Below are 24,828 nucleotides of genomic sequence, written 5' to 3'. Positions count from 1 at the left end.
ATCCGCTCCTTTTCCTTAATAGCCTAATTGTTGTCGCTCATGGTTCACTTCATTTTTGTTCATATACGCCATGAAAATGAGTTGTTCATTGAACCCAAGCGTATAGCCAAGTTCAAGATACGCTGCCATCAGCGTCTCGTACATCGCTTCTGTTTTCGAAAGACCAAAGTTCGTCACTTTTCGATAAATATCTAAAAAAGCATCAGTCGCATCAAGATATGAGCTCCCCGCAGGAAACGCGTCTCGTTCATACCCAAGTGCAAGGCCGAGTGACAGTAAGAAATGAATGCCGTCTACATATTCTTCTAAGATCACATCTTGAGGCGACGGTCCTTTCTTCGACCAAAACTTAAAGCTACGTGTTTCGTTAGCCAGTTCACCGAGTTCGACAAGCAGCGCCAGTAACCGTTCATCGAATTGATTGCCGGATAATCCATGTTGTTCTTTGATCCGCTCGTCTAATTCGCGCTGCCGATCAAACAATGTTGTCCAGTTCACCGGATGTTCCTCCTCTATCTCCACTTATAGCAGTACTAAAATCATTAAAGACCAGCCTACCGCTAAAATCAATACTTGTAATTGGAGCAGTTTTGGGGCATGAACGGTCTTTTTTCGTGTCAAATGGAGACCGAACAAGGCACCGATGGCTCCTCCCGCATAGGCGTATAGTACGTTGAAATCACCTTGGCCATGCGTATAACGTTTTGCTCGGATATAGGTATATACGTTCAAGACGATCAGCGCAAGGGCAACGATAGCGACAACTGATTGATTCATACGCTTTCCTCCTTCTCTTAATTCTAAGAAATTCTGAAGAAAAAAGAAAGCGCCGAGAGAGTGTCTCGGCGCTGTCGATTGAACGATTACGCGTTCAATTTTGATTTAGCTGTTTCAGCGAGTGACGCGAATGCCTGTGCATCTGTCACAGCAAGCTCAGCAAGCATCTTACGGTTGATGTCGATTCCTGCAAGCTTGAGGCCGTGCATCATACGGCTGTATGAGAGACCGTTTGTACGTGCTGCCGCATTGATACGTGTGATCCAAAGACGACGGAAATCACGTTTCTTCTGACGACGGTCACGGTAAGCGTACATGAGTGACTTCATGACCTGTTGTTTTGCTACTTTAAATAGAATGTGTTTCGAACCAAAGTATCCTTTGGCAAGTTTAATTTGCTTTTTACGACGTTGACGAGTCGTATAACCGCCTTTTACGCGTGGCATATGGATTCCCTCCTAATTGTTTCTGTATTACTTCGCGATCATGTTGCGAATGCGTTTGAAGTCTCCAGCTGATACGATAGCGCCTTTACGGAGCTTACGTTTCGCTTTAGTCGATTTGTTTGCGAACAAGTGACTTGTGTAAGCGTGTGAACGCTTGAGTTTACCTGATGCTGTACGTTTGAAACGTTTTGAAGCACCGCGGTGCGATTTCATTTTCGGCATGAGTATTTCCTCCCCACTGAGAATCGATGATTAATCTTCTTTGTTCGGAGCCAGCACTAAGAACATGCTGCGTCCTTCCATCTTCGGCTTTTGTTCAACTGTTGCCAAATCGGCACATTCCGCTGCCATTTTGTCCAAAACACGTTTCCCGATTTCCGAGTGTGTGATGGCACGTCCGCGGAAACGAATCGAAGCCTTCACCTTGTTTCCTTTTTCAAGGAACTTGCGTGCGTTACGCAATTTTGTTTGGAAATCGTTGTCCTCGATTGTTGGACTGAGACGTACTTCTTTCATTTGGATGACTTTTTGGTTTTTACGCGCTTCTTTCTCCTTTTTCTGGAGTTCGAAACGGTACTTCCCATAATCCATAATTTTAGCGACCGGTGGATTCGCTTTGTCCGCGACTAAGACTAAGTCTAGTTCCGCTTCTTCAGCTAAACGTAACGCATCGTTACGCGATTTCACACCGAGTTGTGCGCCGTCTGCGCCAATGAGACGTACTTCACGGGCACGAATGTTTTCGTTGATAAAGAGCTCTTTGCTAATGGTTAGCACCTCCATCGTGCGATTGCACGAGATTTAGATTGACAAGACAACATGGCAATAAAAAAAGCGTCGGCAGTTTCCCACCCACACATCAGTTGAGGTCATAAAACGGCAGACGATGCCGATTGAACCAAGAACTTGATGGACCTGCCTGATGACTCTCAGACGAGGTGAAAAGCGGGTGCTTCTGCTTTGTTGTTTTTAATCACTATGTCATCTTAGCACTAGCAGGAAAAGATGTCAAGATATCGCGCATGAATAATTGGTAGCTCACACTTTTATGATGATACCAGTCATTCTCTCGTTTCGCAATACCTTTTCAAAGGGAATAATGAATTATCAAAGGAGGGATTTACATGAACTGGCGAAAAGACGTCTCGCGCGAACATGACTATCACGACCAGGTTCAGCAGATCGTCAGTAAAACGATGCAGGCGCATGGCTTAGAAGATGAAAAGTTGCAGGCAGTATTAACGGACTTATTAGAAGAGATGAATCGTATCACATTAAAGATTGTCGATGATCACGAGTCGGCTCAAAACTACATTCATAAACGATGGTATTAAAATGTGAGGAACTCTGTCCTTCCTATGTTTCATGAAAAAACGTCCAGTTCCACATCAATGGAATTGGACGTTTATTCATGTTTACTGTGCGTAAACCATCTGTCCACCGAGGTGCCCGGCGTATGCAAGAAGTCCCGCTCCCACAAGTGCGATCACAAAACTAAGCGTGATCCATAGCTTCCCTTTCGCACGATATCCGATGGCAAGCAAGACAACAGTGATGCCAAACGCGATCAAGCTGTACAAGGCAAAATGTTCATGGTTTTCAATCATCGCCTCTGTGACCGAAGGAAGGTTTGCTTCCGCATACTCCTCGGCACTGTCACCCGATAGAAATGCCACTCCGCCTGATATTAATCCAGCAACGAGCGTGACGAGTGCAAACAGTCGAAAACTTGTCCATTTGAAGCTAATCAAAATCAAAAGCGTCCCAAACAGTAGAAGACCAATCGGAGCGTGCACGAGCAATGGATGTAGCGGAACACCACCGAGCATAACGATTCCTCCCTAAGATTAAGATAATGGATGAAAGTTATTTACCCCGTCTGATGATTTCCTTATCCAGTTTTCCTTCTTTTCACAATGATACACAATTAATTCGTGAGCGACTTGAAGAAGTTACTGATTGCTTCAAACAATCTTGCGAAAAATCCTTGGACTTCCTCTTGTTCAAGAAAAGCCTGTACGTCCTGCCCTGCATCTTTTAATCCGTTACTGATCGCAGACCAATCCAGATTCGCTTGTTGCATGTTTTCAAATAGTGTCGTCAATTGGTCGAGTTGTCCTTCAGACAATTGAACGTTATTTTGATTTAACACTTGAATGACGATATCGCGAATCTCAATATTCGTCTCCGGCATTTGGTTCGCGATTTCCGCTTTGATTTCGTTCATGAGACCGGCTACATCTTCTTGACCGACCGTCTTGCCGATTTCAGACGTCACTGCTAACTCTTCTTGCGCAAGCTCTTTTCGCTCATCAGACAGTTCAATTCCGGTTTCGGCCGCCGTTTGATCATACGCCTTCATGATCCCTGTCAAAGCGGACGTACCCGTCACGTTGATTGGTGACGTGATATAGATGTCCGCATCCGTCACACCTGCCGTGACCAATGCGTTCGCATACATATCTTTCGTGACCCACGTCACATTTTCAGTTTGAATATCAAGACCTGTTCCGTCCGTCAATTTGATTCGTGCGGACGAATACATACCACCCCCACGTTGCGCTTGTGGGACAGAATCTCCTAAATATTTTTCTTCATCCGCTGCCGTCGTAATAATCGGTTCGATTCCCTCTGGCGCGTCCATACGTTCAAGTACCCATTTTTGTTGTTCTGAAGAGAGCGATTCCCCGAGCGTCACAATCGTGTCATTGACGATTGCCTCCGCCCCGACTTTTGGAAGTGCTCCTGTAAATGCGACTGCTCCAATAGTAAGTGCCAATACTGGCTTCATATAATTCATGAATTATCACTCCTTATTGTTTACGATACGTGGAGACGACAAAATACACATCCGTCTTTAGACCGAAAAAAGCCACCTTTCTAGATGGAAAGGTGGCTCTTCACTTAGCGTGAACGATTCGCGATCTCTTCTGTGAGGGATGCGATGAATTCGTCAAGTGATGCTGATACTTGTTCTTGTTGACCGTAACGACGAATGTTGACCGCACGCTCATCACGTTCCTTGTCCCCGAGAACGAGCGTCATCGGAATCTTCTTCATTTGCGCTTCACGAATCTTATAGCCAAGTTTCTCGTCACGGAGGTCCGTTTCGACGCGGACACCACGCTTGACGAGTTCCGCTTTGACTTCAGCGACATACTCATCATGGACATGTGATACCGGAATCAATTTCACTTGTACCGGTGCGAGCCATGTTGGGAATGCGCCTTTGTATTCTTCAATCAAATACGCAACAAATCGCTCCATCGTCGAGACGACACCACGGTGCAAGACGATTGGACGATGGTCTTTTCCGTCCGGCCCAGTGTACGTTAAATCGAAACGTTCTGGAAGTAAGAAGTCAAGCTGAACAGTCGAGAGCGTTTCTTCTTTCCCGAGCGCCGTGCGTACTTGCACGTCGAGTTTCGGTCCGTAGAATGCCGCTTCACCTTCCGCTTCGAAGTATGGAAGTTCGAGCTCGTCCATTGTTTCTTTCAACTGGCTCTGCGCCATCTCCCAAATCGCATCATTATCGAAGTACTTCTCTTTATCGGCAGGATCGCGATACGAGAGACGGAAACGATAATCTTTAATGCCAAAGTCAGCATACACTTCTTGAATCAAGTGAACGATGTCTTTGAACTCTTGTTTCATTTGTTCAGGTGTCACGAACGTATGCCCGTCGTTCAAGACCATGTAGCGGACACGCTGAAGTCCTGTGAGCGCGCCTGACATCTCGTAGCGGTGCATCCCACCAAGCTCAGCGATACGGAGTGGAAGCTCACGGTATGAGCGTGGCTCATGTTTGTAGATTGTCATGTGGTGCGGACAGTTCATCGGACGAAGGACGAGTTCCTCATTGTCCATCTCCATTTTCGGGAACATGTCATCTTGATAGTGGTCCCAGTGTCCAGATGTCTTGTACAAGTCGACCGACCCAAGCACGGGTGTATAGACGTGTTGGTATCCGAGCTCGAGCTCTTTATCGACGATGTAACGTTCGACCGTACGACGAATCGATGCACCTTTTGGTAGCCACATCGGAAGTCCTTGACCGACTTCTTGTGACACGAAGAAGAGGTCGAGTTCTTTTCCGAGTTTACGATGATCGCGCTCTTTCGCTTCTTCAAGAAGTCGCAAGTGCTCTGCGAGTTGTTCTTTCGTTGCCCAAGCCGTCCCGTAAATACGCTGTAACATCTTGTTGTCTGAGTCACCACGCCAGTATGCTCCGGCCACGCTCATCAATTTAAAGATTTTTAACTTCGAAGTCGATGGGACGTGCGGTCCGCGGCAAAGGTCGAAGAATTCACCTTGATGATAGATTGTAAGTGTCTGATCGGCAGGAATGTCTTCGATCAACTCGATTTTGAGCGGGTCTCCCAGCTCTTTATAGCGAGCGAGCGCTTCGTCACGTGAAACAACTTCACGAGTGATTTCTAAGTTTTCATCGACGATACGTTTCATCATCTTCTCAATCTCAGGAAGGTCTTCCTCATTGATTCGGCGGTCCATTTCGATGTCGTAATAGAATCCGTTCTCGATTGTCGGTCCGATTCCAAGATAGATGTTATTCTCTTCTCCATACAGACGCTTGATTGCCTGTGCCATCAAGTGCGCTGACGAGTGACGCATCAGGTCGAGACCGTCCTCTGAATCTGGCATGACGAGCTCGATTTTGCCGTCCTGTTCAATCGGACGACGGTAGTCGATAAGTTCTCCGTCTAGTTTTGCTGCGATTGCTTTTTTGCGAAGTCCCGGGCTGATTGAGCCTGCGACGTCTTCTGCTGTGACGCCGGCATCAAATTCTTTTACCGCGCCATCTGGAAATGTCAATTGAATCATGTACATCTGTCCCCTCTCAAAAAATGAATATAAAAAAAGCCCATCCCTCAAAAAGGGACGAGCTTTGATTCTCGTGGTACCACCCTCGTTCCCAAGCATCAATGCTTGGCTCGAACACACGATAACGAGTGTGAATCGCCGCACGATTGACCCGTACGGTGCTCTGAGGGAGTAAATGCATCGTCGTCGTTAGGAAGCTTCCACCGCCCTTCCCTCGCTAAAACTCGTCTCGATGATTCATATCCTCTTCTATGCATCACTTATATGGTTATTAGTATAGTCAACTCATCCGAGAAAAACAATCCTTTACCGACGTCGATTTTCACCCTTCAGTTCGATTTGGGTCGTCGTCGTTGAAATTCGCTGCATGAGACGCTGCGCTTTCATTTTATTTTGCGCGGACCCATCGATTGAAAAGTGAGTCTCAAGCTCTTCTCCGCTAAAGTTTGAACTATATAGCGTCGGCAATCGATGCATCATCCGATATTGGAGAATGATGCCGAACAGTTCATCGCGCACCCACGGGCTGATTGCCTCGGCACCAATGTCATCAATCAACAAGACAGGCACGTGTTGAAACGACGTCAAAAATGAATCAAACGATTCCGTACGGATTTTGCGTTTTGCCTCTGATACGAATCCAGGGGCATGAACTAAAATCGTCTCAATATCCGCCACTTTCAATTCATTGGCAATGGCGGCGAGTAGATACGTTTTCCCGACACCAAAACTCCCGTGTAAATAGAGTCCGTTCACTTTTTGTTTGGACTTCATCCCCGTCACGAAACGCATCGCTTCCCGAAGTGCGATCTTGCGTGCATCGTCCGCCCAATCAAATGACTCAAAGCTCGCCTCACGGACTTCTTCGGGTAAAAACAGGCTCTTAAACTTTCGGTCCATCTCTTTTTGGCGTCTAGCTTGTCGGTGAGCGACCGTCTCTTCATAACGAATGGCAATCTGCCCGAGGTCGACATAGAGCACCGGTTGATGACCAGGAATGACGGCCTGTTCTTCGATGAACGTCTTTCCATCCATCTGCTCGGCATACTCACTCAGCTTCGTGAATCCAATTTCAATCGCTTTCTCTTCTAACTCAGGATGAGCGTTCAAAAAGGCGATCACTCCCGGATGATTGAGCGTTCGTCTGCGAATCGACTCATACGCTTCGCGGACTTCTTTTCGATTCATCAACTGCGATAACGACTGATTGATTCGTTCCATCCCCTCACCCCTTCTCTTTCAATTCATTTAATAGTTTTACAAGCTCCGCATCATCTGGAACGGAAGATTCCAATTCTTTCTTTCTAGCTTGATCATACGATCTCTGTTGTTTCGCTTCATCTTCGAGCCATTTCGGCATCTCGCCTTGTTGAGGTTTCCGACGCGAACCGACAGTCGTCCGCTGCACATTTTCACGTTTCTGTTGTTTCTTCTCAATGAGCGCATCTTGTGACGCTTCTTGCTCCAACGCCTCTTTCGCGTTCGTATAACCAGCCGTCTTCCAACTCGTCGCGATGCGAAGGACATAGTTCTCGTTCAGACGAGTCTGTTTCTTCACTTCAATACAATAATAGAAGAGTGCGTTGATCACGCCTGGTGCGAGCCCGAGCGTATCGACGAGTTCGATGACCAACTGTTCGTCACTCTTCGACAGCTGAGGTGTCTTCCGAAGTGTCGATACATACTGATGGGGGTGGGCCGCTTCCATTACCGCTGGATCATGTAAATCTCCCAGTTTGGTCTCTTCGAGCTCCACCGTCTTCTCTTTTCGATGCCGCGTTTGTTTTTTCTTCAACTGGAGTACCATCTGACGACATCCGTCTCGCTTCTCCTGCTCACTGAGCGGCAAATAGGCTTCGTGAACAAAATATTCTTTCAACATCTCCGCCATCGTCTCTTCATCGAGTTGAGACACGTAGGCCAACTTTGTGATGGTTTCGTCTAATTTTTTTGTGAAGAACCCGACTGGGAAATTCGTCAATTTCTTCACAATATCCATATCGAACGAATAGTTGATTTCAATCTTCGCACGGTCTGGTTTTTCGTAGTTCTTTTGTGTGAACGCTCGATGGTTGACGCCTTTCACATCAAATACTTCGTTAAAATCTTTCGTCACCTCGACGATTCCCGCTGGTAAAGGGTCGATCGTGAAACGCCCCTGAAGTTGTTTAAATCGCACTTCCCCTACTTTATAGAAGAGAAAGCTCGATAACAGCCCATCGTTTAAAAACGTATGCGGTGCGAGCGGCACACGCAACTGATAGACGTATTGCGTCAATCGGGCATCTTTCGTTTTGTACGTTCGTACCAATCCGATGGCTTCGAGGCGAAATAGATTATCCGTCAATTCATTGATGGAGTACTCCAACATCTCACACAAGGCACTATGTGACATATAGTTCGATTTCATTTTGCCTGGTTTCAATTCACTCCATAGCGTCTGATATAGCGCGAGCGCTTTGACGCCGATGACAGGCTGATATAAGTGGTAAAGGGACTGATACGATTCGCGGTCAACAAGACCTGTACTCATAATGAGCAGTTCGTCCGTCCCAAAGATTGTACGTTCTTTCTCCATAGCTCTCTCCCCTGAAAAAGGGCGACCAGCAGGCCGCCCTTTAGTTGGTCGAATTTTCTTGCTTCATTAAATCTTCAAGTTCTTTAAAGAACACAGTGATATCTTTGAATTGGCGATAAACCGATGCAAATCGGACATATGCGACTTCATCGACACGCGCGAGTTCATTCATTACCAACTCACCCACTTGCTCACTCGGAATTTCCGACTGTGCGAGGGCGCGAAGTTGTTGCTCGACTTTTGTCACGACCCCTTCAAGCTGTTCAAGTGTGACCGGTCGCTTTTCACACGCACGAATGATTCCACGGAGCACTTTTTCGCGACTGAATTCTTCACGGTTTCCATCTTTCTTCACAATGATGAGAGGTGTCTGTTCCACCGTCTCAAACGTTGTGAACCGATACCCACATTTTTCACATTCACGACGACGTCGAATCGAATAATGGTCTTGCACCGGTCGGGAATCGAGCACTCTCGTTCCATTGTGATCACATTTCGGACAACGCATGCTCAAGCCTCCTTATCGTTCGACAGATTTATTTCCGATAGCACGAAGCGGGAATTGTTGTGTGAGCGCCTCGTAATAGTGAGTAATGATTTGTCCAAGGTCAGTTCCGAGTCGCTGTTCGCGGTTCAGTGTAAAATCGACCGCCGTACGACCACCGTCCACTTGCACGATCGTAATGAGTCCGTCCCATCCATCACCAATGAACGAGAGTTCGCCGCGATTCGCGTCGATTCGACGGACCGTCTGTCCATTTGCCTGAATCTGACTTTCTAACCATTGTAAGATTGCATTCGGAGATGCCGCATAGTAACGTGTCCGAAGCAATTCATTTTTATGTGTATCTTTCGTTTCAATATGTGTTTGTAACTTATCTAACAGTCCCATGATCCACCTCAACGCCTGAGTTATATACGTTAAGCATATCAAAATTAAGGCAACAACAAAACAATTAAAAGGGCTGACCGTCAAACGGCCAGCCTCAAAAGGTTCTTCTAAATTATTTAGTTAGTGCAACTTGTGCTTCTGGAACACGAATCGGTCCCATTCCACGCTCAAGTTTCACATCTTCACGTACTTTTGCATCCAAGCCTTCGGCGATGTATTGCGATGCCGTAGCTGGATCGATTCGATCTCCACATGTGAACACGTCAACCGACGCGTAGCCATGCTCTGGGAAACTGTGAATCGTTAAGTGTGATTCTGAAATGATGACGACTCCACTCACACCGTGTGGCGCGAATTTGTGGAAAGCGACTTCGCGGACTTCAGCGCCCGAACGAAGAGCAGCATCGACGAACAAACGCTCGATGTAGTCGATATCATTCAATTTGTCGGGATTGCACTCCCAAAGTTCTGTAATAATGTGACGTCCCATAGTATCCATATTAGTGGATCCCCCTTTACATCAATGGTCTCAAAGTAGTTGATGATCACTCACTTTGTGCCTGAATCGCCCACAACCACGGGGGCAAGTTAGTCCTAAGAGGTCCTAACCCTTTAAGTTGCGTTTGTCAGACCAATTGAAGTTCACGAAACTGAGTGTAACGTGTTTGGGACGTCGTTACAAGACATTTGTTTAAAAAAATCAAAAATATTTTTTAGACCGTAATATTTTTTAGGCGTGTGTTTCTTGTTGCCCGATTTGAAGGTAACTCGCCACCATATCCAACAAGTCGACGACACGGCACGAATAGCCCCATTCATTGTCGTACCATGCGAGTACTTTTACATGATTCCCGCCGAGTACCATCGTCGAATCCATATCGATAATTGAAGAACGGTCGTCTCCATTGAAGTCAATCGATACGAGCGGTTCATGAGAGACACCTAACACGCCCGTCATCTCTCCAAACGCCGCCCGCTCAAACGCTTCATTCACTTCATCGACGGTGACGTCACGGTGGAGCTCGACGACTAAATCGACGAGTGATACGTTCGGTGTCGGGACGCGGAGTGCCATTCCGTTTAATTTCCCTTGTAGCTCTGGCATGACAAGCCCAATCGCCTTAGCCGCTCCTGTCGAAGTCGGGATGATTGAACTGCCACAAGCACGTGCCCGGCGTAAGTCCTTATGCGGGTTATCAATATTATTTTGGTCGTTCGTGTACGCATGAACAGTCGTCACTAAACCAGTTTCAATACCGAATGTCGAGTGTAACACCTTCACGACCGGTCCAAGACAGTTTGTCGTACACGATGCATTTGAAATGATGTGGTCTTCCTCCGGGCGATAGTCTCGATCGTTGACACCCATCACAATCGTACGTAATTCCCCTTTCCCTGGCGCAGTTAAAATTACTTTTTTTGCGCCTGCATCCAAATGAAGTTTCGCCCCAATATCCGAGTTGAACTTCCCTGTCGCCTCGACCACGATATCGATACCAAGGTCTGCCCACGGTAAACGTGATGGATTACGTTCTGAAATCAGTTCGATTCGCTTCCCATCGACTTCAAGCGCATCCCCTTGCGCTCGAACTGTCAATCCGAATGGTCCGTGAATGGAATCGTGTTTGATGAGATGAGCGAGCGTTTCCGCTGGATAACTCGCATTGATTGCCACGACTTCATGACGTCCCTCAAGCATCAATTTCCGGAATACCATTCTCCCGATTCGACCGAATCCGTTAATCGCAACTTTTGTCCCCATGCTAAATCCCCCTTTTTCTACATTACGGTTTCATTATAAAGGATAACTGTAAGCGTTTTCACTATGAATCGTCACATTTTTTTCGTTTTTCTTTGTTTATTTTTTGAAAATGAGGGAAATTTCTTGTCGTAAAGCACATCAGAAAGGAGGCGTCACCATGTTTGATTGGGGAGATATCGATAAGTTCTTCATTTCGTTTTTCATCATCTTACCGATTGTGACGTTGATTCACGAGTTCGGACACTTCTTTTTCGCAAAGTTGTTTGGGGGCTCGCTCGACATGCAAATCGGCACAGGAAAAAAACTATTTAAAGTAGGACGTCTTCAAGTGAACCGCGTCTATTTTTACGATGCGTGGTGCCAGTTTACAGATTTAAAATGGAGCAATAAGGTCACACGCACGCTTGTATATGGCGGTGGAGCCATTTTCAATCTGGCGAGTATCTTAATTGTCAATTCATTTATTTTAAGTCGAGATATTGAACCGACGTTGTATACGTATCAGTTCGCTTATTTCTCGTTTTACTATATTTTCTTTTCACTGTACCCGATCTATTATTCGAATGGTCATCCAAGTGATGGACGTGCCATTTATGATACGTGGAAAAAAGGATCTCCCGATTCCGATCCATTAAACTAAACGAAAAGAAGGCGAATCATCATTCGCCTTCTTTTTCGATTGTCTTAAATTGTTCGACCAAACGGTCAATTTGCGGTGGTAAGTCACCGAGTGAACCGTTGTTATTGACGAGAAAATCGGCCTGATGCTTTTTCTCTTCGATCGGGATTTGAGAATGAATCCGAGCGAGCGCCTCTTCTTTCGTCAATCCATTCCGCTCCATGAGACGCATCAGTTGAATCTCTTCGCGACAATAAACGACGACAGAATAATCGACGAGGTCGAGCATCGTCCCTTCAAATAAGAGAGGAATATCAAAAATGACGACAGACTCCCCGTTTGCTTCATAAGCACGCATCTGTTCCTTCATCTCTTCACGAATCGCTGGATGCATCAGCTGATTGAGATGTTGACGCTTCGTCTCATCATGAAAGATTTCACGCCCTAGTGCGGGACGGTTTAAGACATCGCCGTCAAAACATTTTGGAAATGCCGCTTTTACGCCCTCAATCGCCTTGCCTCCAGGTTCGACGACCGTCCTCGCAATCAAATCGGCATCGATGATCGGAATCCCCTTTTTCCGAAAAAGTCGAGACACCGTGGACTTCCCGGTTGCAATCCCACCCGTCAATCCAATTTTCAACATAACGCCCACTCCTTAACGTTGTTGACAGTGTGGACAATAATGCGTACCACGACCGCCTAGTTTCATCTTTTCAATTTCTTGTCCGCAACGACGACATGGTTCACCGGCTTGTCCGTATACATAAAGTCGTTCTTGGAACGTTCCCGTTGCTCCGTCTGGATTCGTATAACTGCGAATCGTACTGCCTCCACGTTCAATCGCCTCATTTAGCACGGCTACCGCTTCAATGCGTACACGCTCCACTTCTTCGTGCGTCAAACTAGCAGCTGGTCGTGTCGGATGCACACCAGCACGAAACAATGTTTCATCTACATAAATATTCCCTAATCCAACGAAGATGGACTGATCGAGAAGCGCCGTCTTGATAGCGCGTGTCTTCATCCGCTCTAGACGCTTATGCAACGCATCCGTTGTCACACGCTCGTCAAACGGTTCGTATGCAAGTAGTGACAGTGGCGGTGTCGTATGAACCGCCTCATTCGTCCGCAACTCCATCGTTCCAAACTTCCGCACATCGTTATAATGCAAGGTTGATTGGTCCGTGAAGTTGATGACGACATGCGTATGTTTAGCCGGTGCTGTGATTGTCTCATAAGGGAAGAACTTCCCTTCCATCCGGAGATGGGAGACGAGATATCCGTTCGTTAATTTGAATAAAATAAATTTCCCTCGACGTTCTACATTTGTAATGGTCTCTCCAATCAAATGGTGTACCCATTCTTCTGGCTCGAGTCCTCGAATGATTTTAGGGTCGTACACATCGATAGACTGAATCGTCTTTCCGGAAACGGCAGGTCGTAATCTGCGACAAACCGTTTCGACTTCTGGTAATTCTGGCATACTGATTTCCTTTCTATCTTCTTATTTCGTATCGAACCACGTCGTTCCAACGGCTCCATCCGCACGTAACGGAACGTCGAGTGTCACCGTATGCTCCATCGCTTCCGTCACCAATTTTTCTAATGCTTCCATCTCTTCAGCCGGACCTTCAAAAATCAATTCATCGTGTACTTGTAACAACAACTTAGATTGAAGTTGCGACGATTGAAGGGCCTGATCGACGTCAATCATCGCTTTTTTGATGATGTCGGCTGCCGTTCCTTGAATCGGCGTATTGATCGCCGTACGTTCGGCGAATCCACGCAAGTTGAAATTACGAGAATGAATGTCCGGGATATTACGACGTCGTTTTAACATCGTCTCGACGAACCCATGCTCACGAGCTCGTTCAATCGCAGCATCCATGAACGTCTTCACTCCCGGGAATTGTTCAAAGTACGTATCGATAAACGTTTGTGCTTCTTTTCGTGTGATACCTAGGTTTTGCGAGAGCCCATAATCACTGATTCCATATATGATTCCGAAGTTGACGGCTTTCGCCTGACGACGCATGAGTGAAGTGACTTCCTCATTTGCGACTTTGAACACGTTCGCCGCCGTCGACGTGTGGATATCCTCATCATGCAAAAAGGCCGCCATCATTTTCTCATCTTGTGACATATGCGCCATGATTCGAAGTTCGATCTGTGAGTAATCGACCGCATAGAGTACCCAGCCCGGCTCACTTGCGGTGAACGCCTTACGAATTCGACGTCCTTCCTCTAATCGGATCGGAATGTTTTGTAAGTTCGGGTTGACTGACGAGAGTCGTCCCGTTTGCGTTAACGTCTGCGTGTAACGGGTGTGAATCTTGCCATCTTCCTTCACAACTTTCTGCAATCCTTCTACATAGGTCGACTGTAGTTTCCCGAGTTCACGATAATGCATGATTTTCTCGATGATTGGATGAAGCGGCGCCAACTTCTCAAGGACATCCGCCGCAGTCGAGTAACCCGTCTTTGTCTTTTTCACAGGGGGAAGCGCTAGTTTCTCAAACAGGACGACCCCTAGCTGTTTCGGCGAGTTGATGTTGAACGGTTCGCCGGCCAATTCATGAATCGTTACTTCAAGCGCAGACAGGCGCTCTCGAAGATCTGTCTCCATGTGCTGAAGTGTTTCAACGTTTACATGAATGCCTGCCCATTCCATCTCGGCTAACACCGAGACGAGCGGTTTTTCAAGCGCCTCATATAATTCCGTCTGTTCGTTGTCTTTCAGTTCTGATGCGACACGTTCGAACAACGTCAAAATCGCATGTGCTTTCTCCGCGAGATGGGAATGGAATACTTCCTCATCTGGGACTTTCACTTTTGCGCCTTTCCCATATACTGCTTCATCTTCTTCAAGAGGATACGAAAAATGAGAAGCAATCGAACTGAGTGACGTTCCACCAGATAAATTCAACAAGTATCCGGCAACGAGTAAATCTTCATAACCGCGAAGGGATAGGTGATGTCGCTTCAACTGAATGATTGTCTGTTTAGCATCGAGACAAATCGTCGTCTTCGATTCGTCTTCAATCCATTCCTTGACTCGTGCATCTTGTAACAGTGTCACGTCGCCGACGGTCACGCCACGATCTGATGCGATTGCAACCCCAACGATGTCTTCTTCGAAGTAGTCATCGTGTAGTTGCTCAAGAAACAGGACAGCTCGAGACAAATCTTGTTCAGAAAGGTCGATGGTTGGCCGCACTTCTTTTTCGACCGTTTCTTCTGTAGAGCTATCCGCTAATTTTCCAATCAACGACTTGAATTGAAGTTCCATGAACAGAGGTTTTACGACAGAAGCGTCATAAGGTTTAAAAACGAGATCGTCAACGGTCACATCAAGTGGCACGTCCGTATAAATCGTCGCCAACTGTTTTGACATCTTCGCCTCTCGCTCGTTCGCTTCCACCTTTTCTTTCTGTTTCCCCTTTAGTTCATCCGTATGTTCGTAAAGGGACTCGACGGTTCCGTATGTTGAAATCAACTTGAGCGCCGTCTTTTCTCCGACACCCGGGATACCTGGAATGTTATCCGATTTATCCCCCATCAACCCTTTTAAGTCAATCATCTGAATCGGTTGTAGTCCCTCATAACGTTCCTGGAACGCCGTTTGGTTCATTGTCTCGACATCTGTGATGCCTCGTTTCGTCAAGTAGACGGTTACGCGATCATCGATCAGTTGCAGTAAATCTTTATCTCCCGTCACAATCGTCACTTGATCGTATGATGTATCCTTGGAGAGCGTGCCGATGATATCATCCGCCTCATATTGATCGAGCTCTAAGACAGCGATACCAAACGCACGACAGACGTCTCGCACGAGCGGGAACTGTTCGCGTAATTCCCCAGGAGTCTTTTGACGCCCTCCTTTATAGTCAGCAAACGTATCGTGACGGAACGTCTTTTTTGACGCATCGAACGCAACGGCGAAGTGCGTCGGTTGCTCATCTTCCATCAATTTCAACAACATCATCGTAAAGCCGTACACCGCGTTCGTATTTCGACCTGACGCGTCCGACATCGGAGGCAGTGCAAAAAACGCACGATATGTTAAGGAGTTCCCATCTAGGACTAGTAGTTTATTCATTCAATCGACCTCCATTCTTCTCTTTATTCATCATACCATACGGGTACATGCGTTCGAAAAAAAAGACCCTTTTCTACGAATAGAAAAGGGCCAAATTCTCGATCGTGTGGAGATGAGCACCGATCGAGTCACGAGATGATGAAGAGGTCTCATTCATAGAATAGCAAGGTTTTGTAAAGCAAATATGAATGGAATGGCAAGGTTTTGTAAAATGATTGATCACACGTGAGGTAAAGGATTTCAAACTTTTGGGAACGTGATGGTGAACGTCGTCCCTTTACCTTCGACGCTATCGACATCGATTGTCGCATGATGGAGATCGATGATGTGTTTCACGATAGCAAGACCTAGACCCGTGCCACCTGAATTTCGACTTCTCGCTTTGTCGACACGATAGAATCGTTCAAAGATTCGGCTCACTTCTTTTTCAGCAATCCCGATTCCATTGTCCTTGACGCGTAACTTGTAGGCATCCTCATTCGCCTCGACGGAAATTTCGACACGACTTCCTTCAGGAGAATAGTTGATGGCGTTCGCGACGAGGTTCATGATGACTTGTTTCATCCGATTCAAGTCGGCCTGTAAGACGGCAGTCCCCTGATGCTTCGCCTCTAGATGAATCGACTTCTTATTCGCTTTCTGACTGAGCAAGAGACATACTTCATCGACAAGCTGGTTCAAGTCGACGGATACCAGCTCCATCTGGAAGTCATCACGCTCTAATCTCGACAGCTCAAGTAAATCTTCAACGAGCATCTGCATCCGCGTCGCCTCTTTTTGAATGATGTCTAAGAACTGGTCGCGGAGTTCAGGGACTTCTTTTGCCCCATCGAGTAATGTCTCACTAAATCCACGAATGGAGGTGAGTGGGGTTTTGAGTTCATGACTGACGTTCGCGACAAAGTCTTTACGCATCTTCTCGAGTCGCTTCAGCTCCGTGATGTCGTTGAATAATAATGTCGTCCCACGAAGCATTCCTGTATCACTGAAAATCGGTGCAGCAGACACCATATACGTCTTCTGATTGAAACCGGTCCGAATCGACAGCTGACGACGATGGACTTCTTCCGTCAAATAGACGTCTTCGATCAGAGTCTCGACGTCAGGACTCGGTAACATCCCGTGATAAAATTGTCCAATCGATAAATCATCGTACTGGAACATCTCGCGATACGAACGGTTGACTAATGTGACGATGCCTCGCTCGTCCACGAGAAGGAGCCCTGCCCCCATATATTCGATGAGCGATTCGAGTCGTGCCCGCTGAACCGATTCTCCGAGTGAAATCGATTCTAAGTTTCGGGCGAGGACGTTGATTGATCCAGCGAGACTTCCGGTCTCCTCGTCATTTCGCAGTTCATAAACGCGAGCCCGATAATTACCATCGGCGAGTTCCCGTAAGACGATGGTCGCCTCATCGATTGGTCGTATAAATTGGTTCGTCAGATGCTGAAGGACAAATAGGATGATGAAAAATGAAAAGAACAGCGCGAGCGCAATCGTTAACCAAATTCGATCATACACACCTTCAAGGTCTGATACGTAACGGATGAACGTTAAATAGACCGTCTCCCCTGTCGCAAGTTCAATCGGTTTTGTGAACTGAATTAGTTCATCTTCGTCCGCTTCACCAAACGTTCCGTCTTCGGGCACCAGACTTGGTTCAATCTTATAATCGATTGACCCGACACGAAACGGCGTCCCGGCGATGACTTCATTTCTGCTATTAAGAAGCAGTATGTCAAAGCTACTCCCGTCATCGATTTGACCGACATATTCTCGAATTTCGTCTAGCTCTCCGCCTTCAAGGTATAGGGCAGCTAGCTGAGCATCCTCTTTCAAGCGGTCACGTTCAGAATCCAAGTAGAAATCTTTGAACAGTTGGCCGAGCACGATGCCAAGCGTTAAAAGTACGCCCGTGACGAGAAGGATGAGCGTCGTCATGAATCTAGAGCGATACGTCTTCATTCAGAAGTCGGCTCCTCCATCTTATAACCAAGTCCACGAATCGTTTTAATATACGTCGGTTTCTTCGTGACCGGTTCGATTTTTTCACGGAGATGACTGATATGGACGTCGACGATTCGTGTGTCACCGACGAAATCATAATTCCAAATAGCGGATAACAATTGGTCTCTTGTCAGTACACGTCCTTTATTTTTGGCCAGATATGCTAACAGTTCAAACTCTTTCGGAGTCAATTCGAGACGTTCGCCTTGTTTGAACACTTCGTAGTTCGAAGCGACAATTTTTACGTCACCGATTTGAATGACGTCCTCTTCGACTGTGGTCTCTTGTGGCGCCGAGCGTCTTAGAATCGCTTTGACACGAGCCACGACTTCGCGAGGACTGAACGGTTTCGTCAAATAATCATCTGCACCGAGCTCGAGTCCGAGAACTTTATCAAACTCATCATCTTTCGCCGTTAGCATCAAAATCGGTGTGTTGACTTTTTGTTGACGGAGTCGCTTACACACTTCAAGTCCGTCCATTTCCGGAAGCATTAAATCGAGCACGATTAAGACGGCATCCTTCTTCTCAGCGAGTTCCAATCCTGTCTTTCCGTCATGGGCGGTCTCCACCTCGAAACCAGCTTGTTCTAAATTAAATTTTAATAACGTCGCAATCGATACTTCATCGTCGACAACAATTACTTTATCTGCCACACTACTTCCTCCTCTTAATCCATCAAATGTCACTCTCTATTTTACAAATCAAAGCTTGCAACGACCAACCTCAAAGCAAATCTTTACAAAAACAAAACAAATCCACTTTTAGTGTAGCATGCCCCACATGATGGAAACCGCAAAAAAGTGCTTCCCACAAAATTGTAGGAAGCACTTTCTACTTATAAGACGCCTAATACGGAGCGGACCGAGTCGGCAGAACGTGAAAGTGCTGCTTTCTCCTCATCCGTCAACTCGAGCTCAAGTACTTGCTCGATGCCATGTTTCCCAAGAATAGTCGGGACGCCAAGATACAAATCGCTAAATCCGTACTCGCCTTCTAGATAAGCAATAGCAGGTAAGATTCGACGCTGATCTTTTAAAATCGCCTCGACCATCTCTACGATTGCGGCAGCTGGCGCATAATACGCCGAACCGTCACCTAGCAGTTGGACAATCTCACCGCCACCTTTACGTGTCCGTTCGACGATTTGCTCGATCCGCTCATGTGGTATGAGTTTTTCAAGCGGGATTCCCCCGGCGTACGAGTAACGCACGAGAGGCACCATATCGTCACCATGTCCTCCGAGAACGAACCCGGATACATCTTTGACGGAAACGTTTAATTCTTGAGCGACAAACGTCCGGAAACGAGCCGTATCTAGCACTCCAGATTGTCCGATGACGCGTTCTTTCGGGAAACCCGATTCTTTGAACGCCGCATAGGTCATTGCATCTACCGGATTAGTCAAGACGATCAAAATCGCTTCCGGTGAATAGCGAGCAATCTCTTTGACGACAGAACGCATGACGTTTGCATTCGTTGCAACGAGATCGTCTCGACTCATCCCTGGCTTACGCGCGATTCCCGCCGTAATCACCACAATGTCCGAATCAGCCGTATCGGCGTAATCTGATGTTCCCGTAATCCAAGCGTCAAACCCTTGAATCGGAGCCGTTTCTTGCATGTCGAGCGCTTTCCCTTTCGTCGGTCCAACTTTTTCTTCCATATCGAGTAGAACGACATCCCCTAGCTCACGTTGAGCCAGGTATAGTGCAGTGGTTGCACCGGTGAAGCCACTTCCAATTACAGAAATTTTGTTACGACGAATCATGAGCTCTCCCCCTCAATTGGCGACTTATTCGTTTAAATTACATGTTTTTGATCAATTCATCCGCAAATTCAGAACACTTCACTTCTGTCGCGCCGTCCATGAGACGTGCGAAGTCATATGTGACAACTTTCGAAGCGATTGTTTTCTCCATTGAGTTGATGATGAGGTCAGCCGCTTCGTTCCAGTTCATGTGGCGGAGCATCATCTCACCTGAAAGGATGACTGAAGATGGGTTTACTTTATCGAGACCCGCGTATTTCGGAGCTGTACCGTGTGTCGCTTCGAAGATTGCATGTCCTGTGATGTAGTTGATGTTTGCACCAGGTGCAATCCCAATTCCACCTACTTGCGCAGCAAGTGCGTCTGAGATGTAGTCACCGTTCAAGTTCATTGTCGCGACGACATCGAACTCACGTGGGCGTGTCAAGATTTGCTGGAGGAAGATATCAGCGATTGAATCTTTAACGATAATTTTTCCTTCAGCTTCTGCTTTAGACTGAGCTTCGTTCGCAGCTGCTTCGCCAGACTCTTCTTTGATGCGGTCATACTGTGCCCATGTGAACACTTTATCACCGTATTCAGCTTCAGCGAGTGCATAACCCCAGTTTTTGAATGCGCCTTCTGTGAACTTCATGATGTTTCCTTTGTGTACGAGCGTGACAGATTTACGATCGTTCGCAATCGCATATTCAATCGCAGCACGGACGAGACGTTCTGTCCCTTCAGAAGAAACAGGCTTGATGCCGATTCCTGATGTCTCTGGGAAACGGATCTTGTTCACGTCCATTTCATCTTGCAAGAATTTAATGAGTTTTTTCACTTCGTCGCTTCCTGACGCGTACTCGATTCCTGCGTAGATATCTTCTGTATTTTCACGGAAGATGACCATGTCTGTATCTTCAGGACGTTTTACTGGCGAAGGAACACCTGTGAAGTAACGAACTGGACGAAGGCATGTGTATAAGTCGAGCTCTTGACGAAGGGCAACGTTCAATGAACGAATCCCACCACCGACCGGTGTCGTAAGTGGTCCTTTGATTGCAATCAAGTACTCGCGAATTTGATCGAGCGTTTCTGTCGGGAGCCACTCACCTTTTTCGTTATAAGCCTTCTCCCCAGCGTATACTTCCATCCATTCGATTTTCTTGTCGCCGCCGTATGCTTTTTCAACTGCAGCATCGAATACACGAACAGCCGCGTTCCAAATATCAGGACCTGTTCCGTCACCGATAATGAATGGTACCGTTGGAACGTTTGGTACGTTCAATACACCGTTTTCAACTGTAATTTTTTGTCCTTGTGTCAACATAATGAATCCCCCTAAGTACATTACTGTAGGTCGACGCGTACGCCGACCTACGTCACTTGTTAGTTTACCAAACTTTTGTCTAAAATGTGTCTCGAATTAACGTTCGTTCACAGGAACATATTTACGGCTTGTTTCACCGACATATTCCGCACGCGGACGAATCAAGCGGTTATCCGCATATTGCTCGAGAATGTGCGCAATCCAACCTGACATCCGTGATACGGCGAAGATTGGCGTGAATAAGTCTTCTTCAAGACCGAGCGCATAATACGTTGATGCCGAGTAGAAGTCGACGTTTGGTTTCAATCCTTTTTCTGTTTCAACGAGATGATCGATTTTTTCAGACATCTCATACCACTTCGGCTCGCCGATTTGAGCAGTCAACTGGCGGCTCATTTCTTTCAAGTGCTTCGCACGAGGGTCGCCGTCCTTATAGACACGGTGACCGAAGCCCATAATTTTTTCTTTGCGCTCGAATTTACCACGTACGTATTCTTCAACACGGTCGACCGAGTCAATTTCATGAAGCATTTTCATAACCGCTTCGTTTGCACCACCGTGAAGCGGTCCTTTGAGTGCTCCCATCGCCGCCGTCACACCAGAATACATATCAGAAAGCGTCGCCACACAGACACGTGCCGTGAACGTCGAAGCGTTCAATTCATGGTCTGCATGAAGGATAAGTGCTTTGTCGATTGTCTTCTCTGCGACTTCGCTTGGTTCTTCTCCATTCAACATGTATAAGAAGTTAGCTGCATATGAAAGACCTTCTTTTGGAGCGACAGGTTGCTCGCCTTTACGTAGACGTGCGAACGCCGTCACGATTGTAGCGACTTGAGCTTGAAGACGAATCGCTTTACGCATGTTTGCCTCGTCACTCATGTCTTCGGATTCCTCATCATATAGAGCAAGTTGTGAGAGTGCCGTACGAATCGTCGCCATTGCATTGGCTGATTTCGGTGCACGAGCTAACGTATCGATCACTTCCTCTGGCAACGTCGCTTCTTTCACGAGTGCCTCCGAAAGTGACTTTAATTCTTCTGCATTTGGTAAACGGTCATTCCACAATAAAAATACAACTTCTTCAAATGTGGCATGGTCCGCTAAATCATCAATGGTATATCCTCCGTAAGTCAATTGACCGTCAATAATTGAGCTGACTTTTGAGGCTGCTGCCACAATACCTTCTAACCCTTTTGTCGTTGACATTCATAACTCCCCCTCAGTCTTGTTTGAAAGTGGTCGACCGTAAAAACAGTCTGTGTATAGGGAATAAGGATACGGGACGGGTTTTTCCCCTGCATTCACCCAGTCTCCGTTTACCCTGTCCTTTATATAGTATAAACAATTTATTGCAAAAAAGAAATGTAAGCGGCTTCAGTTGTCAGAAAATATCAAAACCATTTTTCAATGACTTGATATCCCCCTAAAATCAAGGCTGCGATTCCAGCTCCTACGAGTGGTCCTACCGGGATCCCTTTCATGAATCCGACCGCTAGAATCGTGCCTGCGAGAAGCGCTGTCGTGACGACCGGGTCGACGCGCATCAATTGAACACCTTGTCCAGCAGCGATTGCAACGAACATCCCTGAAGCAAATGCCACAATCCCGACAGGTCCTTTAATACTATTCCACAATTCTTTAAAACCGATATCGCCCGTCGCGATGGGAACAAGGACAGCGATTGTAATAATCGTCACACCCCAGCTGATTCCTTTCGATGCGAGTGTCGGAAATAACTGATCACCAAACCCGATTGCTTTAATAATGAGCAAGACGCTACTTGCGATAATAACTGACTGATTGTTTGAAATGACACCGATTAACACGAGCATCAATAAAAATAAATATGCACTCATACGTATTCCTTTCTTCGAACGGAAAAAGAACCGACCTTTGTAGAAGGCCGGTTCGATTGTCGTTCAATTATGCGTTGTAGATTTTACCTGTGAGTGGGTCGATTGAAATCATCTGACCGTCACGAAGTGAAGTTGTAGCTGTGTCTACACCTACGATGACTGGCTTACGGAGTGATGGTCCAACGATACCAGCATGGCTCGTCAATCCGCCGTCTTCCGTGATAATTCCAGCCGCTTTTTCGATGGCAGGCATCATTTCTTTATCTGTGAATGGCGCGACGAGAATCATGCCGTCTTTCGCTTTTGCGTTTGCTTCTTCCGCATTTTTTGCGACAACGACTTCTCCAACGACACCGCGCTCACCGATTCCACGTCCGTCTGCGAGAGCATGACCAACGATGTGGACTTTCATCATGTTCGTCGTACCAGCTGTCGCTGCAGGAATACCAGCTGAGATGACAACGAGGTCACCGTCAGTGACGAATCCAGCGTGACGTGCTGCTTCTGATGCTTGAACCAACATTTCATCCGTGTTGTTTGGCATCGTCTCAGCAACGATCGGGTATACGCCCCAAACGAGGTTCAACTGACGAGCAACGCGCTCTGATTCAGTGACTGCGATGATGTTCGCTTCTGGACGGTATTTCGCCGTACGAGCAGCTGTGTATCCTGATTGTGTTGGCGTCAAGATCGCTTTCGCGTTCAAGTTGATTGCTGTGTGAGCAACCGCTTGTGAGATCGCATCCGTTACCGTATGCTCACTGCGCTTCTGACGATCTTTCAACAAGTTTTTGTAGTCGAGCATGCGCTCAGTGCGTTCTGCGATGGCAGCTTGCATTTGAACTGACTCGATTGGGTAGTCCCCTGCAGCTGTTTCACCAGAAAGCATGACTGCATCTGTTCCGTCCAAGATCGCGTTTGCTACGTCAGATGCTTCCGCACGTGTCGGACGTGGGTTACGTTGCATCGAGTCGAGCATTTGCGTTGCCGTGATGACCGGCTTACCGAGGTCGTTACACTTCTTGATGAGTTCTTTTTGAACAGGTGTTACTTCTTCTGTCGGGATCTCGATACCGAGGTCACCACGAGCAACCATCAAGCCGTCAGAGATTGCCAAGATTTCTTCGATGTTATCCACACCTTCTTGGTTCTCGATTTTCGGGTAAATCTTGATGTGTGACGCGTTGTGTTTTTCAAGAAGTTGACGAATTTCTACCACGTCAGACGCACGACGTACGAACGATGCTGCGATGACGTCGATGTCTTGTGAGATACCGAACTCGATGTCCGAGATATCTTTGTCTGTAAGGGCAGGAAGGTTTACCTTGACGTTTGGCAAGTTAACACCTTTCTTCGTCTTGATGATTCCTTCGTTTTCGATTACGCAACGGAGGTCGCGGTTCGGAAGTTTTTCAACGACACGGAGTCCGATGAGACCGTCGTCGAGCATGATGTGTGAACCGACTTCTACGTCTTCGTAAAGACCTTCATACGTTACAGAGAAACGATCTTTCGTTCCGACGATTTCTTCGCTTGAAACGATTGTGACTTCTTTCCCTTTTTCAAGAAGAGCTTTTCCATCTTCAAACGTATGTGTACGGATTTCTGGACCTTTCGTGTCAAGAAGGACTGTGACCACTTTCCCAGCTGCTTTCGCTGCTTCACGGATGTCACGGATACGTGCGCCGTGCTCTTCATAGTCACCGTGTGAGAAGTTGAGACGGGCAACGTTCATTCCAGCTTCAATCATTTCAGGAAGACGCTTCTCAGAAGCCGGTCCAATCGTACATACAATTTTCGTTCTACGCATAATATAAAAACCTCCTAGGGGATATAGTGCAACTTACACACAGAAAACGGG

Annotated in this window: 26 protein-coding genes; 2 read left to right on the top strand and 24 right to left on the bottom strand. The window is 46.7% G+C overall.

Features of this window, described 5'->3' with window-relative positions; translation table 11 throughout:
• Positions 1-15 precede the first annotated feature (15 nt).
• The 5 genes from PJK55_RS01370 to infC form a co-directional block, all read right to left on the bottom strand.
• Entirely contained in the window at positions 16-498 is a 483-nt protein-coding gene (locus PJK55_RS01370; RefSeq protein ID WP_214749310.1) for a dUTP diphosphatase, read from the bottom strand.
• Between the two features lie 24 nt (positions 499-522).
• Entirely contained in the window at positions 523-777 is a 255-nt protein-coding gene (locus tag PJK55_RS01365) for a hypothetical protein (RefSeq protein WP_271304558.1), read from the bottom strand.
• 86 nt (positions 778-863) lie between these two features.
• On the bottom strand, positions 864-1,223 hold the full coding sequence (gene rplT / locus PJK55_RS01360) for a 50S ribosomal protein L20 (RefSeq protein WP_012726696.1): 360 nt from the start codon (positions 1,221-1,223) through the stop codon (positions 864-866).
• 27 nt (positions 1,224-1,250) lie between these two features.
• Positions 1,251-1,445 carry a 50S ribosomal protein L35 gene (rpmI, locus tag PJK55_RS01355; protein WP_012726697.1) on the bottom strand — a complete coding sequence of 65 codons (195 nt, stop codon included), beginning with the start codon at positions 1,443-1,445 and terminating at the stop codon, positions 1,251-1,253.
• 30 nt (positions 1,446-1,475) lie between these two features.
• The gene (infC, locus tag PJK55_RS01350; protein ID WP_074033409.1) at positions 1,476-2,006 is read right to left on the bottom strand and encodes a translation initiation factor IF-3; all 531 of its coding nucleotides are present in this window, start codon (positions 2,004-2,006) and stop codon (positions 1,476-1,478) included.
• 341 nt (positions 2,007-2,347) lie between these two features.
• Here infC and PJK55_RS01345 point away from each other — a divergent pair, with 341 nt between their 5' ends.
• The gene (locus tag PJK55_RS01345; protein ID WP_012726699.1) at positions 2,348-2,557 is read left to right on the top strand and encodes a hypothetical protein; all 210 of its coding nucleotides are present in this window, start codon (positions 2,348-2,350) and stop codon (positions 2,555-2,557) included.
• 81 nt (positions 2,558-2,638) lie between these two features.
• Here PJK55_RS01345 and PJK55_RS01340 read toward each other — a convergent pair whose 3' ends face one another.
• From PJK55_RS01340 to PJK55_RS01300, 9 genes are all read right to left on the bottom strand, one after another.
• Positions 2,639-3,052, bottom strand: coding sequence for a DUF2231 domain-containing protein (locus PJK55_RS01340; protein WP_214749313.1), 414 nt, complete (start codon positions 3,050-3,052; stop codon positions 2,639-2,641).
• Between the two features lie 98 nt (positions 3,053-3,150).
• Entirely contained in the window at positions 3,151-4,023 is an 873-nt protein-coding gene (locus tag PJK55_RS01335) for a DUF1002 domain-containing protein (protein WP_224861528.1), read from the bottom strand.
• A 104-nt stretch (positions 4,024-4,127) separates the two neighbouring features.
• Complete coding sequence (gene thrS / locus PJK55_RS01330; protein ID WP_214782220.1) at positions 4,128-6,071, bottom strand: threonine--tRNA ligase; 1,944 nt, start codon at positions 6,069-6,071, stop codon at positions 4,128-4,130.
• Positions 6,072-6,371: 300 nt separating this feature from the next.
• Entirely contained in the window at positions 6,372-7,286 is a 915-nt protein-coding gene (gene dnaI, locus PJK55_RS01325; protein WP_074033411.1) for a primosomal protein DnaI, read from the bottom strand.
• A 4-nt stretch (positions 7,287-7,290) separates the two neighbouring features.
• Positions 7,291-8,643, bottom strand: a complete 1,353-nt coding sequence (locus PJK55_RS01320) for a DnaD domain protein (RefSeq protein ID WP_214693215.1) — start codon at positions 8,641-8,643, stop codon at positions 7,291-7,293.
• A 40-nt stretch (positions 8,644-8,683) separates the two neighbouring features.
• A complete protein-coding gene (nrdR, locus tag PJK55_RS01315) occupies positions 8,684-9,151 on the bottom strand; it encodes a transcriptional regulator NrdR (RefSeq protein WP_012726705.1) in 468 nt (155 codons plus the stop codon).
• A gap of 12 nt (positions 9,152-9,163) precedes the next feature.
• Positions 9,164-9,535, bottom strand: a complete 372-nt coding sequence (locus tag PJK55_RS01310) for a hypothetical protein (RefSeq protein ID WP_271304557.1) — start codon at positions 9,533-9,535, stop codon at positions 9,164-9,166.
• A 112-nt stretch (positions 9,536-9,647) separates the two neighbouring features.
• A complete protein-coding gene (gene speD, locus PJK55_RS01305; protein ID WP_026825618.1) occupies positions 9,648-10,034 on the bottom strand; it encodes an adenosylmethionine decarboxylase in 387 nt (128 codons plus the stop codon).
• A gap of 231 nt (positions 10,035-10,265) precedes the next feature.
• Positions 10,266-11,297: a glyceraldehyde-3-phosphate dehydrogenase gene (locus tag PJK55_RS01300; RefSeq protein WP_271304556.1), complete on the bottom strand. Its 1,032-nt coding sequence runs from the start codon at positions 11,295-11,297 to the stop codon at positions 10,266-10,268.
• Positions 11,298-11,454: 157 nt separating this feature from the next.
• Here PJK55_RS01300 and PJK55_RS01295 point away from each other — a divergent pair, with 157 nt between their 5' ends.
• A complete protein-coding gene (locus PJK55_RS01295) occupies positions 11,455-11,937 on the top strand; it encodes a site-2 protease family protein (protein ID WP_271304555.1) in 483 nt (160 codons plus the stop codon).
• 19 nt (positions 11,938-11,956) lie between these two features.
• On the opposite strand, the gene coaE is transcribed toward PJK55_RS01295, so the two are convergent.
• The 10 genes from coaE to pyk form a co-directional block, all read right to left on the bottom strand.
• Positions 11,957-12,562: a dephospho-CoA kinase gene (gene coaE, locus PJK55_RS01290; protein WP_271304554.1), complete on the bottom strand. Its 606-nt coding sequence runs from the start codon at positions 12,560-12,562 to the stop codon at positions 11,957-11,959.
• A 12-nt stretch (positions 12,563-12,574) separates the two neighbouring features.
• Positions 12,575-13,402 carry a bifunctional DNA-formamidopyrimidine glycosylase/DNA-(apurinic or apyrimidinic site) lyase gene (mutM, locus tag PJK55_RS01285; RefSeq protein ID WP_271304553.1) on the bottom strand — a complete coding sequence of 276 codons (828 nt, stop codon included), beginning with the start codon at positions 13,400-13,402 and terminating at the stop codon, positions 12,575-12,577.
• Positions 13,403-13,423: 21 nt separating this feature from the next.
• Complete coding sequence (gene polA / locus PJK55_RS01280) at positions 13,424-16,018, bottom strand: DNA polymerase I (protein ID WP_271304552.1); 2,595 nt, start codon at positions 16,016-16,018, stop codon at positions 13,424-13,426.
• A gap of 240 nt (positions 16,019-16,258) precedes the next feature.
• On the bottom strand, positions 16,259-17,986 hold the full coding sequence (pnpS, locus tag PJK55_RS01275) for a two-component system histidine kinase PnpS (RefSeq protein WP_271304551.1): 1,728 nt from the start codon (positions 17,984-17,986) through the stop codon (positions 16,259-16,261).
• Complete coding sequence (locus PJK55_RS01270) at positions 17,983-18,684, bottom strand: response regulator transcription factor (RefSeq protein WP_271304550.1); 702 nt, start codon at positions 18,682-18,684, stop codon at positions 17,983-17,985. Before PJK55_RS01270 ends, pnpS begins: the two co-directional genes overlap by 4 nt.
• A 182-nt stretch (positions 18,685-18,866) precedes the next feature.
• Entirely contained in the window at positions 18,867-19,799 is a 933-nt protein-coding gene (mdh, locus tag PJK55_RS01265; RefSeq protein ID WP_271304549.1) for a malate dehydrogenase, read from the bottom strand.
• 37 nt (positions 19,800-19,836) lie between these two features.
• Positions 19,837-21,105, bottom strand: coding sequence for an NADP-dependent isocitrate dehydrogenase (icd, locus tag PJK55_RS01260; protein WP_224862760.1), 1,269 nt, complete (start codon positions 21,103-21,105; stop codon positions 19,837-19,839).
• A gap of 99 nt (positions 21,106-21,204) precedes the next feature.
• Positions 21,205-22,317, bottom strand: coding sequence for a citrate synthase (gene citZ / locus PJK55_RS01255; RefSeq protein WP_271304548.1), 1,113 nt, complete (start codon positions 22,315-22,317; stop codon positions 21,205-21,207).
• 185 nt (positions 22,318-22,502) lie between these two features.
• The gene (locus PJK55_RS01250; protein WP_012726718.1) at positions 22,503-22,967 is read right to left on the bottom strand and encodes a DUF441 domain-containing protein; all 465 of its coding nucleotides are present in this window, start codon (positions 22,965-22,967) and stop codon (positions 22,503-22,505) included.
• 67 nt (positions 22,968-23,034) lie between these two features.
• The gene (gene pyk, locus PJK55_RS01245) at positions 23,035-24,777 is read right to left on the bottom strand and encodes a pyruvate kinase (protein ID WP_214693235.1); all 1,743 of its coding nucleotides are present in this window, start codon (positions 24,775-24,777) and stop codon (positions 23,035-23,037) included.
• Positions 24,778-24,828 lie beyond the last annotated feature (51 nt).

The organism is Exiguobacterium sp. MMG028 (genome assembly GCF_027947425.1).
GTDB lineage: Bacteria > Bacillota > Bacilli > Exiguobacteriales > Exiguobacteriaceae > Exiguobacterium > Exiguobacterium aestuarii_A.
Note: the sequence above shows the minus strand (reverse complement) of the source record. Positions and strands in the feature narration are given on the sequence as shown.